The following is a 17559-nucleotide window of genomic DNA, read 5'->3' on the forward strand; positions in this document are numbered from 1 at the left end:
CGTGACCAACACGGAACCGAGGCGGCAGCTACGGCATCTTGCCGAAGCCCTGTGCGAGGTTCAAGCGCCATCCCCCTCCCTGCCGCTGGAAGCTGGAAGAGAGGGGGATCTACCAGGGCCCGGAGCGTGTGCAGCGCACCCTACCGGTCCCGTAGCCCGCCGACGCCCTGCTGCGGTTCCTGGTCAAGAGACACCCGGCCCCTGCCGAAACCCTGGCCGCCGAGCTGGGCTTTGGCCAGCGGACTATCCGGCGCCGGCTCGGTGATGTGCTCGGCCGGGCTGTCCTGCTGCATGGTGCGGAGCGGTACCTCGCGGATCAGCAGCACCACCAGGAAGGCGAGCAGGGCGAGCGGCGCGGTGACCAGGAAGACCGTGGCGACCCCACGGCCGAAGGCGTCGGTGACCATCGGGACGACCAGTGCGGGCAGGGCCTTGAGGTCCGGGATGCCACCGCCGACGGCGCCGGCTGGGAGGTGGGCGGCCGTCAGGCTCTCCGTCAGGTGGGCGGTCACCCGGTGGGAGAGCAGGGCACCGAGCGCGGAGACGCCCATCGCCCCGCCCATCGTCCGGAAGAAGGTCACCGTCGAGCTGGCGGTGCCGAGCTCGTGCCGGGGCACGGTGTTCTGCACGGCAAGCACCAGGTTCTGCGAGGTCAGGCCGAGGCCGACGCCGGTGACGGCCATGACGGCGGCCAGCGTCACGTACGGGGTGTCGTCGCGGACGGTGCCGAGCAGTGCGAATCCGATGGCGAGCAGGGCCGCCCCAGCGACCAGGTAGGCCTTCCAGCGGCCGTACTTGGTGATCAGCCGGCCTGCCACGGTGGAGGAGACCGCCAGGCCGAGGATCATCGGCAGGGTGAGCAGCCCGGCCATGGTCGGCGACTCGCGTCGGGCGAGCTGGAAGTACTGGCTGAGGAAGGTGGTCGAGCCGTACATTCCGACGCCGATCAGTACGCTGGCGATCGACGCGAGTGTCACGGTGCGGTACTTGAAGAGGTCGAGCGGCATGATCGGTTCGGCGGCCTGCCGCTCGGCCAGCACGAACAGGACGGCGAGTCCGAGCCCGCCGCCGACCATCACCAGGGTCTGCCAGGAGAGCCAGGGGTAGCTGTCGCCGGCCAGCGTGATCCAGATCATCAGCAGGCTGACCGAGGCGGTGATCAGTACCGCGCCGAGGTAGTCGATCCGGGCCTTGCGCTTCACCACCGGCAGCCGCAGAGTGCGCTGCAGCACCACGATGGCGATCAGCGAGAACGGGATGCCCAGGTAGAAGCACCACCGCCAGCCCAGCCAGTCGGTGTCCACCACCACGCCGCCGATCAGCGGGCCGCCGATGGTGGCCAGGGCGAAGACCGCCCCGAAGTAGCCGCTGTACCGGCCCCGTTCGCGCGGCGGCACCATGGCGGCCAGGCAGATCTGGGCCAGCGCGGTGACCCCGCCCGCCCCGATGCCCTGGACCACCCGGCAGGCGATCAGCTGGCTGGTGTTCTGCGAGAGCCCGGCCAGGGCCGACGAGACGATGTAGATCACCAGGGCGATCTGGACCAGCAGTTTGGGGCTGACCAGGTCGGAGAGCTTGCCCCAGATCGGGGTGGCGGCGGTGAGCGAGAGCAGCGCGGCGGTGACCACCCAGGTGTACGCGGTCTGGCCGCCGTGCAGGTCGGTCAGGATGTGCGGCAGGGCATTGGTCACCACCGTGGCGGAGAGCACTGCCACGAACAGGCCGAGGAGTAGCCCGGAGAGGGCTTTCACCACCTGGCTGTGGGGCATCGGGGCAGAGTCGGAAACTGTACTCATGGGGGTCCTTCGGCCTGGGTTTCGTTGCCATGGGCAATCGTGGGATCAGTAGGGCCGCCCGAGGCGACCGGCACGGTCGGGGATCGGGCGGGGGCCCGAGCGGCCCATGCCGACTGACTGGTCCTGCTCGACAGACCGGGCACGTGGATCGACGCCTTGCGGTCGCGCCCTCAGAACTCGGAGTTGGCGAACCAGAGTGTCAACAGCTCCTCGTCCCCCGAGCGTTCGAAGACCTCCGCCGCCAACGGCAGGCGACCGTAGACGAGCAGCAGCAGATCGGCCGCGCCTGCCCGGACGGTCGCGTTGGCGGCGGCGGTGTCGTCGCGGAACGGGTCGAGGCCGAAGCCGTCGGGTCGCAGCCGGATCAGCCAGTCGGTGTCCACGTCGGTGGGCTGCAGGCGGATGGTCTCGCGGGCACCACGGAGGTTGGCGAGTTTAGGGGTGAAAGCTGTGGCGAACGGCAGGTTGACCAGGAACTCGTCCACACCGTCGACCGCCAACGCACGGTAGATCCTCGGCCGGATACCCAGCGACAGTTCCGCGTCGACCCGATGCAGCAGGGTCTCGAAGAGCATCCGGCGTTCCCAGAACCGGGCGTGCTGATCGGCGCCCCATGCCCACATCGGAGTGTCGGGGTCGGTGGCTGCGAACGCGCCCGCTGCCTCGGCCGCGCTGTCGGCCAGCCAGTTGGCCCAGTCCTCCTCCCGTACGGGCAACCGCAGGTCGACATCGCGGCCGGGCGGGGGCACCTGGGGGCGCTCGCGCAGGAGGGCGGAGAACCAGCGCTGCGCGCCGCCGACATGCCGGATCAGGTCAGCCAGTGTCCAGCCGGGGCAGCTGGGGATCGGCGTCGTCAGTTCCGCCCCTTTCACCAATGTCACGATCCGGGTGGTCTCGGTCGCGACGCCGGCGCAATGGTCGGCCGGGGACAGTCCGCGTACGGTGCGGTCAGCAGTGCTCACGAGTCATGCCTCTCGGAAGGTCGGCGATTGTCGGGGCCCCAGGACGCCGACACGGCTTCCTCGCTCCGGTCGCACGCCCACGAGAGCCGAACGCAGGCCCGGCCCGCCAGCTGCGGCAGCGAGGCTTTAATCCTGGAATCCGTGTCGGAGCCCGCTCGCGCGGACCCCGTGCGTACGACGGTTGCCGTCCGAGCGCATCCGTCATCGACAGCACCGAAAGCTCGTGGCTCCGTACCGGTGGTCGCGAAGATCCGTGGAGAGCGGCAATTACCGCGGGGGCCAGCCTCCCACCTTGATCTACCCGCCTGCTGCCTCGACCTGGTGATTGTCCGATAATGCGTCGCACTGACCTCATCGGCCTCGCGGCCGCCAGTACCTTCCGGGGTCGGCGAACGGGGATCGGCTCCAGCGGCCGGGGGCGTGCGCCGTCCTTCGAGGGCCCATCGGGCAGAAGCCGGTCCTGTCGCTATCGTTACGCCCCGTCCGCGCCCACCGGGGTGCGCCGAGGGAAGGCTTCTCAGTGTTCACGAGCGTTCTGATGGTCGAGCAACTGCTGTCCGCGGTGGACGTCGATCTCGTCACTTCCCTCCACGACGACGAGATGTCGTTCGTTGTGCTGCTCCGTCCACGGGGCGCGACGGACCGGCTGCTGCGCGTGATCGACGATGTCGCCCTCGGCGAGTTGGAGCAGGCAGTTCACGAGGCGGACGAGCCTGAGGGCGGGGCTGCCCGGGAGTTCGCCGTTGTCGCGCTGGAGAAGTCGCTCCGCAGGCTGCGCGACGCCGGCGGGGTCGCGGTCGGCCGGGTCGTGGAGGGCGATCCTCTGGACCTACTGCGATCGGTGACCGCAGAGGCTCAGGCCGATGAGGTGATCGTCCTGACGGCCCCGCACCTGCTCGAGGAGCTCGTCCACCAGGACTGGGCGAACCGGGCCCGTCACAGAGTGGGCGTCCCCGTGCTGAGGCTCTACGCTCACGAGGACCGGAGCTGAGTCGACGAGGCGGTCACAAGCTGCGGAGCGCGCCCCCGGGGGTTTCGTTCCGGTGGTTGCGAGCAAGGCCGACACCGCTTACCCCCGCTCGGGAATCCCTACGCCACCGGGCCCTCGTGGCGCGGTCCCGGGGCACCGCCGCACAGTGACACTGCGCCGCCCGGGTGGATGTCGGCTCGTGCAGCCACGTCGGGCTCACCATTCGGTCCGGGGAGAGGCAGGGTGTCGGTGTGTCCGCCACTCGCAACCGCCGTCTCAGTCGGCTCCGGCGTCTCGGTCTGCCCACCGACCCGGACAGCAGCATGCCGGAGCTCCGTCCAGTCCCTGTGCCAGGCCAACCGGAACAGGCAAGCGGCGCCCGTGCGCGGGGCGGACGGTCCCCCGCAGCACCTCGCCATTGCTGCGAGATGGCGCGTTGGCGTGAAACCCTGCCCGGCGGAGGAGTGGTCGAGTGGGCCCGGCACGAGCACGAGTGTCCGGTGTGGCAGGCGCGCTGACCGGGCGTTCCTCCCTCGGATTCGAGAGTCCGCGCCAGGTTGGAGTGGTTTCGTTGATGAGGCGACGGGTCAGGAGGCTGATCATCGTGAGCCGAATCATGGCCTCGAAATGGGCCGGCCGGGCCTCGTGCGACCCAACGATAAGGCTGGGCGAGAAATCCTTGGTTACCGCATCGCGGCGGATGGTCTCGACGGAAGCCCCCAAGCGGGTCTGCACCTTGTCGAACACTCCGTATTTGTCGGACGGTTCGCGTCCGGTAGAGCGTTTGATCCGAGCCTCGAAGGTGCCGCGTTCACCGATGTAGCCCTTGTCCGCGAGGAGGTTCGTCCCGAGCTCCTCGCAGGCCGGATGCTGTCGTGAGGTCAGTGACCATCTGGACGGTCACACCGTGGCGACGGTGCTGGCCGCAGCGGCCAACGGCGGGCGTAGTTGAAGCTGTCCTGGCCCAGCGGTCTGTCCAAGGGGTCACGCGAGAGCGGCACAGTCAGGAATTCCCTCGAGGTGCACAAGCTGACGGTATCCACCTGGAGCCGCACGCACGAGCAGGAAAATAATTCAGCTTGCCGTACTTTAATTCCGCCATAAGGCGGATCAGCAAAATATATTCCACGATCCACTCACATCTGGATCACGGAAGGCGACTGCCGTGAACACTTTCGGGCACATTCCTGGGCCCGTATTCCTGCCCTGCTGATTCTGGCTTTCGATATGCCTCGACATGTCTCCTGTAGGTGAGCGGCTGCGCATCATGCAATTCCGGCGCGGCAGCTGGCTGGTTGTCGAGAGCCTCGGGCTACGTGCGGCCAGATCACGGTTCGCATAGTTCGGAGCAAGAAATGGCAAATGGTACAGTCAAGTGGTTCAACTCGGACAAGGGCTTTGGCTTCATTGCCCAGGAAGTCAAAGAGGGAGAGACGTTGCCCGACGTATTCGTGCACTACAGCGCAATTGGCGGCTCAGGTTTCAAGGAACTGGATGAGGGCGAACCGGTGACGTTCGACGTGGAGCAGGGCCCCAAGGGTCCTCAAGCGAACCACGTAGTAAAGCTACGGTAGAAGCAGCGCCGGGGACTGGAGCGGTGGGACAGACTGCTCCAGTCCCCGAAATATGACCGTCATGAAGGACCGAGACCAGACTCGGGCCGCCCCGACGACGGACGGTGGTCAGCCCCGGTGCACCTTGTGGTTGGCCGCCTGGGCGCGCGGCCGGACCACCAGCAGGTCGATGTTGACGTGCGGCGGCCGGGTGACCGCCCAGGAGACGGTGTCGGCGACGTCCTCGGAGCTGAGCGGTTCGGCCACGCCCGCGTAGACCGCCGCCGCCTTCTCCTCGTCGCCCCGGAACCGGGTGACCGCGAACCCCTCGGACTTCACCATGCCGGGCGCGATCTCGATCACCCGGATCGGCTCGCCGCACAGCTCCAGCCGCAGGGTGGCCGCCACGGTGTGCGCGGCGGTCTTCGCCGCCACGTACCCGCCGCCGCCCTCGTACGCGGCCAGCGCGGCGGTCGAGCTGAGCACCAGTACGGTGCCGTCGCCGCTCGCCCGCAGGGCGGGCAGCAGGGCCTGGGTCACGTGCAGCACCCCGAGCACGTTCACCTGGTACATCGCCAGCCAGTCGGCCGGGTCGCCGTTCTCGACGCTCTCCGCGCCGATCGCGCCGCCGGCGTTGTTGACCAGCACGTCGACCGGGCCGACCTCGGCGGCGAACGCGTCCACCGCCGTCCGGTCGGTCACGTCGACGGTGTAGGCCCGGCCGCCGATCTCCTTGGCCAGGGCCTCGACCCGGTCGGTCCGGCGGGCCGTCACCACCACCTCGAAGCCGTCCTCGGCCAGCCGCCGGGCCGTCGCCGCACCGATGCCGCTGCTGGCACCGGTGACCACGGCCACCTTCCGCTCGGTCATTTCCACTCCCAGGTCTGGTACGGCCGATATCGGAATCGATCATTCCAGTCATGGGCTTTCGTCCGCTCGAAGCCGGGGCGACCGACGGCGTCGGTTGCGTCACACCGCATCCGCTGTGACCGGGCCGGCCCTCTCTCGTTGCAGCACGGCCGTCTCAAGCTCCCGCCGCCTGTACCGCGACTGCACTTTGGTGCGGGTAGGGCTTCCTCATCTGCCGACCCGGCAGGGGGCGTCCGCGACTGGTCGGGTCGTGACCATGGAGGCATGTGATGAGAGAGAGGTGCCGCCCCATGCCCTGCCAACTCTGCCGGAAGCCCGGCGCAGAGCCAGCAGCCGAAGGCAGTTACACCAAGTGCACTTCCTGCGGTGCGGTATTCCATTCCGGCTGCTTGTCCCCGGCTGCGGCGTGCTCAGTCTGCAAGACCCCAAGCCTCATCCAGCAACAGAGCGGCACCGTGGCGAGGCTTGCGATGAAATTCGTCGACAGGTACCCACCGCCCATAAGCACAGCCCCACTGGCACCTTCACCCCGCCCGACACCCCCGGCCCGTAAGGCACCTTCGGCCCCGGCAGCTACGCCGCCGTCACCCGCACCCGCACCCGCACCCGCACCCGCACCCGCACCCGCACCCGGCAACACTGCACCCCGAAGGTTCCTGACCCGCGGCCACGAAGTGGTGTGGAAACGCCGGCTGGGCGGCAGATGGGAGTACGTCGCCCTGCCCAACGTCGAAGGGGTCGAGCCCGACGCCGTCACCGTATGGAGGCGAGCCATCCCCGACGCCATAGCCAGCCCTCCCCGGGCACCCTTGAGGACCTCCCCTCCCCCGGCCACCGCCCCGACCGCTGAGGCCCAGCCGCTCAAACCCGAACCGCCGGGGCGTCCGGCCCCGAAACGCCCAGAAGCTCCTCCTCCCCTGGCTCCTGCCCGTCCGGTACCACCACCCGAGGAGTCGATCCCCGGCGACGGCATCGTCTGGGGGCCGACCACCGCCTGGGGGCCGATCACCGTCGACAAAACCCCCTCGGGGCCGATCACCGTCGACAAAACCCCCTCGGGGCCGATCACCGTCGACAAAACCCCCTCGGGGCCGATCACCGTGCCCCATAAGCCCACTCACCGAAGGGGGGCTGGCAGGGACTACAGCGCGGACGGCGAATTCCCCTCGGCCGACTCGTGGAGTGAAGTAGGGGCGCCGGGAGAGTACCTCGGACCATCGCCATCGATTGCGGGGCCACCGCACTGGCAAGAGACCGACGAGGCACCACATTCACCGCTGTCCAGGAGCAGCAGCGATTCACTGCTGTTTCGTCCAGAGTCGGAGCCGACCCGGCCCCGCTCGCCCGGGCCGCCAGAACGCCCCGGGTCGCCCCATCCGGCACGAGCGGAGACACCCGATTGGGCGGAGGAGACCCGCGCTGGCGCCGAGCGGCACCAGGCGGAGATGGCGAAGGATCTCGCCGTTATCAGCGAGGAAGGCCTGCAGCACCGGCTCGTCACCGCCATCGCGTACCGGAACCCTAGGGAGCTGGTCCTTAAGATTGGAAATATGGAGAATGTCCGAGCGATTCTGACGGAAAAGAACGCGCGTATCTTCCGGTCGCACTGCGACCTGCTCCGCACTGGAGGCAGTGACGGGAAGCCACTGGATTTCTGGCAGATCGAAGGGGCTGGAGTCATCTGGATCATCGGAGGCGAATCAGACCTCCCGCATTCTGAAGAAATGCTCAGAAAGTTTAGGGCAAAATCCGAAGAATCGCCGTATATTTCCATAGCCACGGGAGAGATGCATGTCGCAAGAAGCGTGAACAAGGAGAATGGCGAGCCATCGTACAATGTAGCCATCCGATATGAAACCGCAAAGAATAAGGCGTCCTCCAAAATCGAGCTCGGTGACCACCTGTCCAATTTCCGTGAACCCTCGGTAAAGATCCTCGCGTCGGAGCTCCTGGAGGAGAAGCGCTCCCCGGCCATCGAGGACAGCGAGCGCCTCACCCAAAACCGTCAGGCCATCGACGCCGTCTGTGACAAAACGGCCCGCGGATCTTCGATCAGCGAGCTAAAATTCTGGCAAGTGGGTGCCGACCGAGAAGTGTGGATCGTACACAATGGCCATATGCCGAGCAGGGTCAGAGCAAAAATCAAAGCCAAGGAGCCATGGAACTCCGGAAGCCTGACGTACGACAGAAAATGGGGGAAGAAGAACATCGTGATCTGCCATTATAACCAACCAGATCGAGACGATGATGCAGTGGCTTCCCTTCGCACTCACCTTCAGGATCTGAACTTGAAGAAAGCGGTACGCCTCGAGGAGGACTGAGGCGCGCTGGCCTGCCCGGAATGGCCGGGCATCCGGGGTCTCTCCGAGGAACGGCCGGGCGCCGACAGGCGGTCGGCAGCGGGCAGGCCAGGTATTCCATTGCGGGCGTGGAGTGTCGGGCGCGGACATGATGAGATAGCGCTCCGCCCTGCCCTCCCATTTCCCGTCTTCCTCGTCGATCCACCTCACGGCTACGGTTTCGAGAAAGACCTCGGAATACTTTTTTCCATTCACCGGATCCGTGAGCCTTTTCAGCTCGGTACCTGATCGGGTGATCTGACGGATCGAGCGGATGTTCTGCGCTACAGACAGGGCCTCCTGGCCGTTGAGCAGGTTCTCTACGCCTCAACTCGTCAGCCGGGAAGCCCCGTTGGTCGCATATCCTGCCGCACTCGACCTGCCCCACGCACTCGTCGAGCTGGTCACCATGCTGATCGTCACCCGAGAGGGTGACCGCCGGTGCAAACTCCCGCCCCACCAACGGGCCCTGCTCGCCCTGGTCTACCTGCGCAAGCACGACACCCTCGCCCAGCTGGCGGCCGGCTTCCGCATCAGCGTCGGCACCGCCCACGCCTACGTGCGGGCAGTCGTCGGCCTTCTCGCCGAACACGCGCCGGACCTGGCCGAGACCCTCAGCGCCGCACAGCCGGAGTATGTGCTGGTCGACGGCACCCTCGCCGAATGCGACCGCGTCGGCGACAGCGAGGGCGACTACTCCGGCAAGCACCGTCGCCACGGCGTGAACATCCAGGTGGTCACCGACCCCACAGGAACGATCCTGTGGTTCTCGCCCGCACTGCCGGGCCGCACCGCGGACCTGACGGCCGCCCGCACCCACCGCATCATCACGATCTGCGAGGAACTCGGGATCCCTGTCCTCGCCGACAAGGGTTACGTAGGCGCCGGCGGCACGTTCGGGACCCCGGTCAAACGCGCCGCCGGATGCGAACTGCCCGACAAGTACCGGGCGTTCAACAAGGTCCATGCCCGCCTGCGGGTCTCCGTCGAGCGCGCTTTCGCCCGGCTCAAAACCTGGCGGATCTTCCGCCACGCCCGCTGCAGCCCGAACTGGCTCACGTCAGCCGTCGCAGCGATCCTCACCCTCACGGTCTACAGCTGAAAAGGCTCCGTGATGTCAGGATTCACTCACGCACTGCGCCAAATTGATCCGGCGCTGGCAGACCGCCAAGGAGCCCGCACCTCCCAGATTCTCTGCGCGATGTCTTCGTCCACTGCAGCCTCGGTACCGACAGGACTCGTCGCACCGCCCTGGGCTGCCCCTGCGCCCACTGCGAGAGCCGGCAAGGCACTTTGCACACGGGCACTCCGCTCGGGACCGGCACTCCCTGCCGCGGGTCGGCAATCCCCCTGGCCGTCCGGCTCGACGCCGGCATGATGCGAGCTGCCCACCCCGTCCTGGAAAGTCACCTTCTCCGCTTCCCCGCCATCATGTGCATCTCATCACCACGCTCCGGCTAGTGTGCGGCACCGTGAGTCGCGGGCTGATGGCGCGTCAGCCGCGCACTGCCTGTGACTCCGCCCTGTTCCCGTGACCCAGGCAAAAGGCTCATGTCTGCCCAGAAGATCTCGGACCTCATACGTTTCACCCGCCGAAATTCGCCCTACTACCGGGACCTCTACGCGTCCCTGCCACCGCACGTCGACCGTCTCGCCGACCTGCCGGTGATCGACCAGGAGGCCTTCTGGGCAGCCAACACCCTGCGCGACAGCCGCGTACTGACCGGCCCGCTCAGCGAAGCCACGGTCTACAAGACTGGCGGGACCACCGGGTCACCCAAGTTCTCCGTCTACACCCGCGACGAGTGGCGCACGTTCGTCACCTCGTTCGGCCAGGGCATCGTGGACGCGGGCCTGCGCCCGGGGCACCGCGTCGCGGACCTCTTCTACGCCGGGGAGCTGTACGCCAGCTTCCTCTTCGTCCTCGACTCGCTCGCCCACGCGCCCGTGGACAACGTCCGCCTGCCCATTGGCGGCGGCGCCTCACCGGAGTCGATGGTCACCACGCTGCGCGATCTCGCTGCCCAGGTCGTGACCGGAACCCCGACCACCCTGTGCCGGCTCGCCGAGCACCTCGTCTCGACCGGCGCGTGCCTCGACGCGGTGGAGCTGCTGCTCTTCGGCGGTGAAGCCCTCTTCGACGACCAACGGCGGCTGCTGACCGCCGCGTTCCCCCGGGCCGAGGCCCGCTCGGTCGGCTATGCGAGCGTCGATGCCGGCCTGCTCGGGAGCCCCGTACCCGGACCCGACAGCCGGGTGCACCGGGCCTTCACCCCGTACTCGATGGTCGAGATCCTCGACGACTCCACCGACGAACCCGTCACTGAACCGGGGCGGGCCGGCCGGGTCGTCGTCACCAGCACCTTCCGCCGCCTCATGCCGGTCATCCGCTACCCCGCCGGCGACCGGGCCGAATGGACCGGTACCGGGCCTGGCCACTTCAGAATCCTCGGCCGCGCCGAGGAGGGCGTCCGGGTGGGCCCCGTCTCCCTCTACACACAGGACGCCCAGGACGCGGTGGCTGCCGCGGACACCACCGGCCAGGTGGTCGGCATGCAGCTGGTCGTGCGCCGCTGGGACGGCCGCGACGGACTCGTCCTGCGGCTGGCCGCGGCCCGCGATGACGTCCACGGCGGCCGGGCCGCCCTGGCCGAAGCGGTCGTCGCGGAGCTGGAGACGGTACGACCGCTGTATCCGGACAGCGTGCGCGCGGGGTTCGTGCACCCGCTGTCCGTGGAATGGGCGCGTCACCGCGACTTCGCCGTCAACCCCCGTTCGGGCAAGCTCGTCCGAGTCCTCGACGAGCGGCCCACCGGGTGACCGCCCTGCCCTCGAGCGGACGCGGGGACGCCGTGGCAGCCGGGCGGACCGACAGCCGCCGCTGGCCGCTGGTCCTGCGCAACCGCGCCTTCGGCACCGTCTGGCTCGGCCAGGTCCTCGCCCAGGCTGCCATGCGCATGTTCCAGGTCGGCGTGTCCTGGTGGATCGTCGCCCACACCGTGCGCGATTCCCCCGGGCTGGCCTCCGGGGTCTTCATGGCGGCCTGCACCCTGCCTGCCGTCGCGCTGGCACCCGCCGTGGCCACGGTGATCGCCCGGTTCGCCCACCGATCGGTGCTGCGGAACGCCACCGGGCTGGCGGGGGCCGTCTCGGGGCTCCTCGCGCTCTGGGCCCACCAGTGCGGACTGCCGTTCGCCGCCCTTCTCGCCGCGGCCCTTTCCCTGGCTACCTGCCAGGCGTTCTTCGACCCCTGTCTGACCACCTCGGTCCCCGAGCTCGTCGACGACGCCGACATCGAGGCGGCCACCGGCTTCGAACTGTCCACCCAGTCCCTGGCCGGTCTCGGAGGGGCACTGCTCGGTGCCCTGACGGTCGACCGGGCCGGTGTGGCCGGGCTGGCCGCCGGCTGCGGAGCCGCCTACCTGGCCGCCGCCCTGCTCGTCTCGAGCGCACGCTTCCGCAACGCCGGGATCACGCCTGGCCCCTCGGGCGGGTCTCCGCGACGCCCGCTCCTGCGCATCCTGGGTGACCTGCCCTACGTGCGGCGGATCCTGATCTGCTTCACGGCGGCGAACCTGTTCACCGCCGCAGTGTTCGTCGTCATCCCTCTCTACACCCACTCCGTCCTCCTGGGCGGCGGCGGCACCGTGGCGCTGCTGGAGGCCTCCCTGGGCGTCGGCACGCTCATCGGCGCATTCACCGGTGCCCTCCTGCCGGGGCAGCCCACAGTCGTCGGCTCCTACTGCCTTGCCGTGATGGCCGCCGCCCTGGCCCTGCCCGGACTGGTCACGAACCGCCCGGCCGTCGCGGGCTGCCTGGCGGTGGCCGGCTGGTGCGCGGGGGCGATCAGCGTCCGCTTCGTGGCCCTGTTCCAGCGCTTGGTACCTGCGGCGGACAAACCCGGCTTCTTCGCTGTCATGCAGGCCATCCTCGGGGCCTCCCTGCCGATCGCGTCCCTGCTGTTCGGCTTCGCCGGTGACCTGCTCTCGCCCCGCACGCTGTGCCTGGTGCAAGGAGCCGGATTGGTCCCCGCCGTCCGGGCCCTGTTCCTGCTCGGCTTCCGTAGCCCCGCACCGCCGGTGGCGGACCCCCGACCGGTCGGAGACAACCGTTGAGCCCCGTGATCTCGCAAGCCACCTGCGCGGACGTCGCCGAGCTGCGCCAGCTCTACTACGCCGTCTACGGGCCGCACTACCCGGTCGCCCTGGGCACCGACCCGGCCGAGATGGCCCGGCTCATCGCAGACCCGTACTCGCTCTGGCTCGTCGCCCGCTGTACCGGGACCGGAGCCCTGACCGGGTCCGCCGCCATCCGCAGCGAAGCGGGCAACCGCATCGGCCGCCTGGAGGGCATCGCCGTGCACCCCGAGCACCGCTCCGGAGGCCTGGCCTCGGCCCTGACCGGCGCCCTGTGCGCGCGGATGCTGGACACCGGACGCCTGGACTCGGTCTACGCGACCGTGCGCACCGTCAGCGCCGGCCCGCAGCGGGTCGTCGCCCGCAACGGCTTCCGCCCCTTGGGGATCCTGCCCAACGCGGTGGACCTCAGCAGCCGTGAGACCCTCGCGCTCTACGCGCGGCACGCCACCGGTGTGCTCGACCGCCGCAGGTCCGTCACCGAAGTGCCCGCCGCGCTGCTGCCGCTGCTGCGGACCGCCGAGTCCGCGCTCGGCATCCGCTACCCCCGGGTGCGGGCCAACGACGGGCCGCCACCGACAGCCGTACCGCAGGAAGCAGCCGAACGGCTGGAACTCATCGAGGCACCGGCCTTCGTCCGCCGCCGGTTCCGCGAGCAGTTCCCCGACGACGGGAGCTGGTTCTACCCCCTGCACACCGCGAACGTTCTGCTCACCCCCGAGGACGGCCGCTTCGAGGTCTACGCCTACCTCAACCGCGCCGGCGGGTACGGCTCCCTGCTGACGGCCCACCCGGGCCCGGCCGCGGCGGCCGCCCAGCTCGAACCCGTCACCCGGGCCCTGGCCCGCGCGGGAGCGGGCTACATAGAGGCCCTCGTGCCGCTCGCACACCAGCAGGCCCTGTCGGCCTTCCTCGCCCAGGGGTTCGTCGCCGGGGCCCTCTACCCGTCGATGCGCATGGACGGCGACGGCTTCCAGGACTACGTCGTCCTGTCCCGTTCCAACGAGCGGATCGACTTCCGCGGCGTCGTGGTCGAACCATCCCTCCAGCCCTACCTGGACTGCTACCTGTCGGCCTGGGCGTCGACGCATCTGCCCACACCATCCGAGGTTGCCCTATGAACCCCCATCTCGCGCCGGTCGACGTGCCGGATCCGGACCTGTTGCCGAACGTGCAGGAACTGTGCGACCTGACAGACCCGTACGCCCACGGACCCGGGGTGGACGAACTGTTCGCCGCAGCCATGAGGGAGACCAACGCCTGGCACACCGAGCGCTCCCCGTTCTTCCGGTCCCTGCACGAGGCCACCCCCCCGACCGGGCCGTACCGCACGCCCCTCATCCACGCGAACTTCTTCAAACAGCACGAGGTGCTCTCCATCCCCCGCAGCGATGTCGAACTGCACCTGACCTCCTCCGGCACCACCGGCCAGAAGTCGCAGATGTTCTTCGACCACTGGTCCATCCGCGCCGCCCAGCGCATGGTCGCCCGGATCTTCGAGCACAACGGCTGGATCACCCCTGACCAAGACGTCAACTACCTCCTCTACAGCTACGAGCCGGCCCCCTCGCTGAACCTCGGGACCGCATTCACCGACAACTACCTCTGTGACTTCGCGCCGGCCCGCCGCATCACCTACGCACTGCGCAACGCCGGCGGCGAGCACGAGTTCGACCCCTTCGGCTGCATCGCCGCGCTGCGCCGGTTCGAACAGGATGACGCCCCGGTCCGCGTCCTCGGCTTCCCGGCGTTTCTCTTCTTCACCCTGGAGCGGATGCGGGCCATGGGCGTGCCCCCGCTGCGCCTGCCCGAAGACTCCCTCGTCCTCCTCGGCGGCGGCTGGAAGGGGCACGCCGACCAGAGCATCGGCAAGGAAGAGCTGTACTCCCGCATCACCGAGCAGCTCGGCATCCCGGGCGAGCGGATCCGGGACACCTTCGGATCGGTCGAGCACTGCATCCCGTACATCGAGTGCGACCACCACCACCTGCACGCCCCCGTCTGGTCGCGGGTGACGATCCGCTCCACCAGCACGCTCGAACCCCTGCCGTACGGCGAGCGGGGCTACCTGCACCTCGTGTCGCCTTACATCACCTCGGTCCCGGCGCAGAGCGTGGTCATGGGCGACCTCGCTTCCCTCCAGCCGGGCGACGCGTGCGGGTGCCGGCTCGGGACTCCCTGGTTCACCGTCCACGGTCGTGCCGGGGTGAGCCGCAACCGCAGCTGCGCGGTGGCCGCAGCAGAACTGATGAAGGGGCTGGCATGACTCCGAGCACGCACCACCACTACTGGCAGGGTGAGTTCGTCGACGACGAGGAGGCGGGCCGCCGGCTCGCCGACCTGCCGGCCGCCGTCGGAGCCGCGCTGGCTGAGGCCTTGGAGACCGAGACCGTCCTGGCCGCTTGCGACGCCCTCGCCACCGCCTTGCGCGACCCCGCTCACCCCGTGCCGACCCGGCTCACCGCCTACCTCGCCGAGGGCGAGGGCCCGGCTGTCCTGACCGAGCTCGGCGAGCTGCTCAGCCGACGGGAGCTGACTCGCAAGCTGCGCCGGGAACTTGGCAGCGCGCTTCCCGGTCGGCTGAACCGCGCGGATCCGCGCGAGACGGTCTACGAGGCTTGGGCACCCGTCGGGCTGGTCACTCACATCGCACCGGGCAATGATGTGACGGTCGCTTCGCTGAGCATCGTCGAGGGTCTGCTGACCGGGAACGTCAACGTCCTCAAGACCAGCAGCGCGGACACGCTCCTGACCCAGCACCTGATGGCCGAACTCGTGGCTCTGGACCCAAGTGGCGCCCTGGCCGCGCGGATCATCGTCCTGCGCTTCTCCTCCTCCCGTCAGGATTGGCTCCGTCTGGTGTGCGCTCCTGCGGACGTCGTCGCCGTGTGGGGCGGGGAGAGTGCCGTCGCTGGGGTGGCTGCCCATGTGCCGGCCGGCTGCAGGCTGGTGGAGTGGGGTCACCGGATCTCCTTCGCGTACCTGACGGCCTACGCGTGGTCGGACCCTCGCACGCTCGAGGTCCTGGCGGGCGACGTCTGCCTGTACGAGCAGCAGGCGTGCTCCAGTCCTCAGGTGGTGTACCTCGACACTGAGGACGGGGACGAGGTCTTCGGTTTCGCCGAGCGCTTCGCCAAGGCCCTCGCGGCCCGGTCGGCCGTGGCCGGTCCGGCCGACGAACTGGACCTGGCGGAGGCAGCCGAACTGACCACCACCGAGCTGGTGGCGCGGCTGGAGGAGCACCTGGGCCTGACCCTGGTGCTCTCCGCCCCCGACGGCTCCTGGCGGGTCATGGCTGACACCCGGTCCCCGCTGACCGCCTCGCCGTTGCACCGCAGCGTGTGGGTGAAGCCGCTTCCCCGCAAGCGGCTGATCGCCACTCTGCGGCCGATGCGCCGCTACCTGCAGACCGCAGGGCTCGCGGCCAGCGAGTCGGACATCGCCGAGCTGTCCCGCACGGTACTGGCTGCGGGCGTCACCCGGGTCACGCCGGTCGGTGCCATGCTGGAAAGCTACGCGGGGGAGCCGCACGACGGCGTCTACGCGCTCCAGCGCTACAGCCGGCGTGTGGCGGTCCAGGCCGATCCGGCCCGGTTCGCCACCATCGCCTGCCTGGACGACCTGGCGCGGCCGGTGGTCCTGCCGCAGCCTGTCGGCCCGTTGGTACGGAAGGAGGACGTGCAGGAGCCGAGCCGGCGGCTCGCACGGGCCGATGCCGAGTTGTACTTCCGCACCGGCGGCAGCACCGGAGCACCCACGCTGTCGGTCTTCAGCTACGACGACTACGACACGCAGATGCACGCCACCGCTCGTGGCCTGCTCGCCGCCGGCTACGACCCGGTCGAGGACCGCACCGCCAACCTCTTCTACTGCGGCACCATGCACGGCAGCTTCATCAGTTTCTTCTCCGTACTGGAACGGCTCGGCGGAGTGCAACTGCCGCTGGCCGCGGGGCCGGACCACGCGGCCACGGCGCGGGCCATCATCGACAACCAGGCCGACACCCTCTTCGGTATGCCTTCCTATCTGTGGCAGCTGTTGCACTCGGAGGCGGCCGCGCTGCAGGCCTACGGGGGTCTGCGCAAGGTCTTCTACGGAGGCGAACACTTCACCAGGGAGCAGCAGCATGCTCTGAGGAACGGCTTCGGGATCGAGGTGGTCCGCTCGATCACCTATGGCAGCACCGACCTCGGTCCCTTGGGTTACCAGTGCACGGAGAGTTCCGGCGGCGTCCACCACTTGCACGCCGATCTCCACACGATGGAGATCCTGGACCTGGCCGAGGACCGGCCGGTGGCCCAGGGCGAGACGGGCCGGCTGGTCTTCAGCACCCATGCTCGCCGCGGTCAGCAGTTGGGCCGGTACGTGATCGGTGATCTCGGGCGGGAGGTTTCGGGTCCCTGTCCGTGCGGCCGGTACGCGCCCCGTTTTGAGTTGAGGGGGCGCATCGGTGACCTCATGCGGGTGGCTACGTATTCCCTTAGCCATCGTCGTTTCCTGGAGCTGGCTGAGAGCAGCGGCGGCCACCGTGGCGAGTTGCAGATCCGGCTCGACGGGACGGACGAGCGCGAGCGGCTGACCGTACGGGTTGAGCGGGCCGTGGCGACGGATGCGGTACGGCTGCGGGAGGTTTTCCTGGACGGTTATCCGGATCTCCGCTCGGCGGTGACGGCGGAGGGGCTGCTGGAGCTGGTGGTCGAGGCCGTCGATGGTGCGTCGCTGGACCGCAGTCCGACGAGCGGCAAGTTGTTCGCGGTGGTGGACGCACGCCGCTGAGCGTCCACCCCACGCTGTGGTCCGGATGGGCAAGACGCTCAGCGGCGTGGGGCGGCGCTCCTGTGCGGTGCGCAGGGCGTCGAACAGGGGCCAACGACGGGCCTTACCCGGCCCGTAGGGTCCGGGTAAGGCCTCCGGACGGGCAGACTGCTGCAGG

Annotated in this window: 12 protein-coding genes; 9 read left to right on the top strand and 3 right to left on the bottom strand. The window is 69.0% G+C overall.

Annotated elements, in window-relative coordinates; translation table 11 throughout:
• Positions 1-140: 140 nt before the first annotated feature.
• On the bottom strand, positions 141-1769 hold the full coding sequence (locus tag OHV05_RS36565; protein ID WP_405021658.1) for an MDR family MFS transporter: 1629 nt from the start codon (positions 1767-1769) through the stop codon (positions 141-143).
• A 197-nt stretch (positions 1770-1966) separates the two neighbouring features.
• Complete coding sequence (locus OHV05_RS36570; RefSeq protein ID WP_331730459.1) at positions 1967-2758, bottom strand: maleylpyruvate isomerase family mycothiol-dependent enzyme; 792 nt, start codon at positions 2756-2758, stop codon at positions 1967-1969.
• Between the two features lie 538 nt (positions 2759-3296).
• Here OHV05_RS36570 and OHV05_RS36575 point away from each other — a divergent pair.
• Entirely contained in the window at positions 3297-3749 is a 453-nt protein-coding gene (locus tag OHV05_RS36575) for an indole-3-glycerol phosphate synthase (RefSeq protein WP_405021659.1), read from the top strand.
• 1334 nt (positions 3750-5083) lie between these two features.
• Positions 5084-5302, top strand: coding sequence for a cold-shock protein (locus tag OHV05_RS36580; protein ID WP_331730463.1), 219 nt, complete (start codon positions 5084-5086; stop codon positions 5300-5302).
• Between the two features lie 108 nt (positions 5303-5410).
• Here OHV05_RS36580 and OHV05_RS36585 read toward each other — a convergent pair whose 3' ends face one another.
• Positions 5411-6151 carry an SDR family oxidoreductase gene (locus OHV05_RS36585; protein WP_331730465.1) on the bottom strand — a complete coding sequence of 247 codons (741 nt, stop codon included), beginning with the start codon at positions 6149-6151 and terminating at the stop codon, positions 5411-5413.
• A 1445-nt stretch (positions 6152-7596) separates the two neighbouring features.
• On the opposite strand from OHV05_RS36585, the gene OHV05_RS36590 reads away from it, so the two are divergent.
• The 7 genes from OHV05_RS36590 (at position 7597) to OHV05_RS36620 (ending at position 17402) form a co-directional block, all read left to right on the top strand.
• Positions 7597-8472 carry a hypothetical protein gene (locus OHV05_RS36590; RefSeq protein ID WP_405021660.1) on the top strand — a complete coding sequence of 292 codons (876 nt, stop codon included), beginning with the start codon at positions 7597-7599 and terminating at the stop codon, positions 8470-8472.
• A gap of 370 nt (positions 8473-8842) precedes the next feature.
• Entirely contained in the window at positions 8843-9592 is a 750-nt protein-coding gene (locus tag OHV05_RS36595) for a transposase family protein (RefSeq protein WP_331730469.1), read from the top strand.
• 449 nt (positions 9593-10041) lie between these two features.
• Positions 10042-11310, top strand: coding sequence for an AMP-binding protein (locus OHV05_RS36600; protein WP_331730471.1), 1269 nt, complete (start codon positions 10042-10044; stop codon positions 11308-11310).
• Positions 11307-12605, top strand: a complete 1299-nt coding sequence (locus tag OHV05_RS36605; RefSeq protein ID WP_331730473.1) for an MFS transporter — start codon at positions 11307-11309, stop codon at positions 12603-12605. Before OHV05_RS36600 ends, OHV05_RS36605 begins: the two co-directional genes overlap by 4 nt.
• A gap of 5 nt (positions 12606-12610) precedes the next feature.
• Positions 12611-13747, top strand: coding sequence for a GNAT family N-acetyltransferase (locus tag OHV05_RS36610; RefSeq protein ID WP_331730475.1), 1137 nt, complete (start codon positions 12611-12613; stop codon positions 13745-13747).
• Positions 13744-14892, top strand: a complete 1149-nt coding sequence (locus OHV05_RS36615) for an acyl-protein synthase (RefSeq protein ID WP_331730477.1) — start codon at positions 13744-13746, stop codon at positions 14890-14892. Before OHV05_RS36610 ends, OHV05_RS36615 begins: the two co-directional genes overlap by 4 nt.
• A 110-nt stretch (positions 14893-15002) precedes the next feature.
• Positions 15003-17402, top strand: a complete 2400-nt coding sequence (locus tag OHV05_RS36620) for an acyl-CoA reductase (RefSeq protein ID WP_405021661.1) — start codon at positions 15003-15005, stop codon at positions 17400-17402.
• The last annotated feature ends 157 nt before the right edge of the window (positions 17403-17559 follow it).

It is taken from the genome of Kitasatospora sp. NBC_00070 (assembly GCF_045041205.1).
Classification (GTDB): Bacteria; Actinomycetota; Actinomycetes; order Streptomycetales; family Streptomycetaceae; genus Kitasatospora.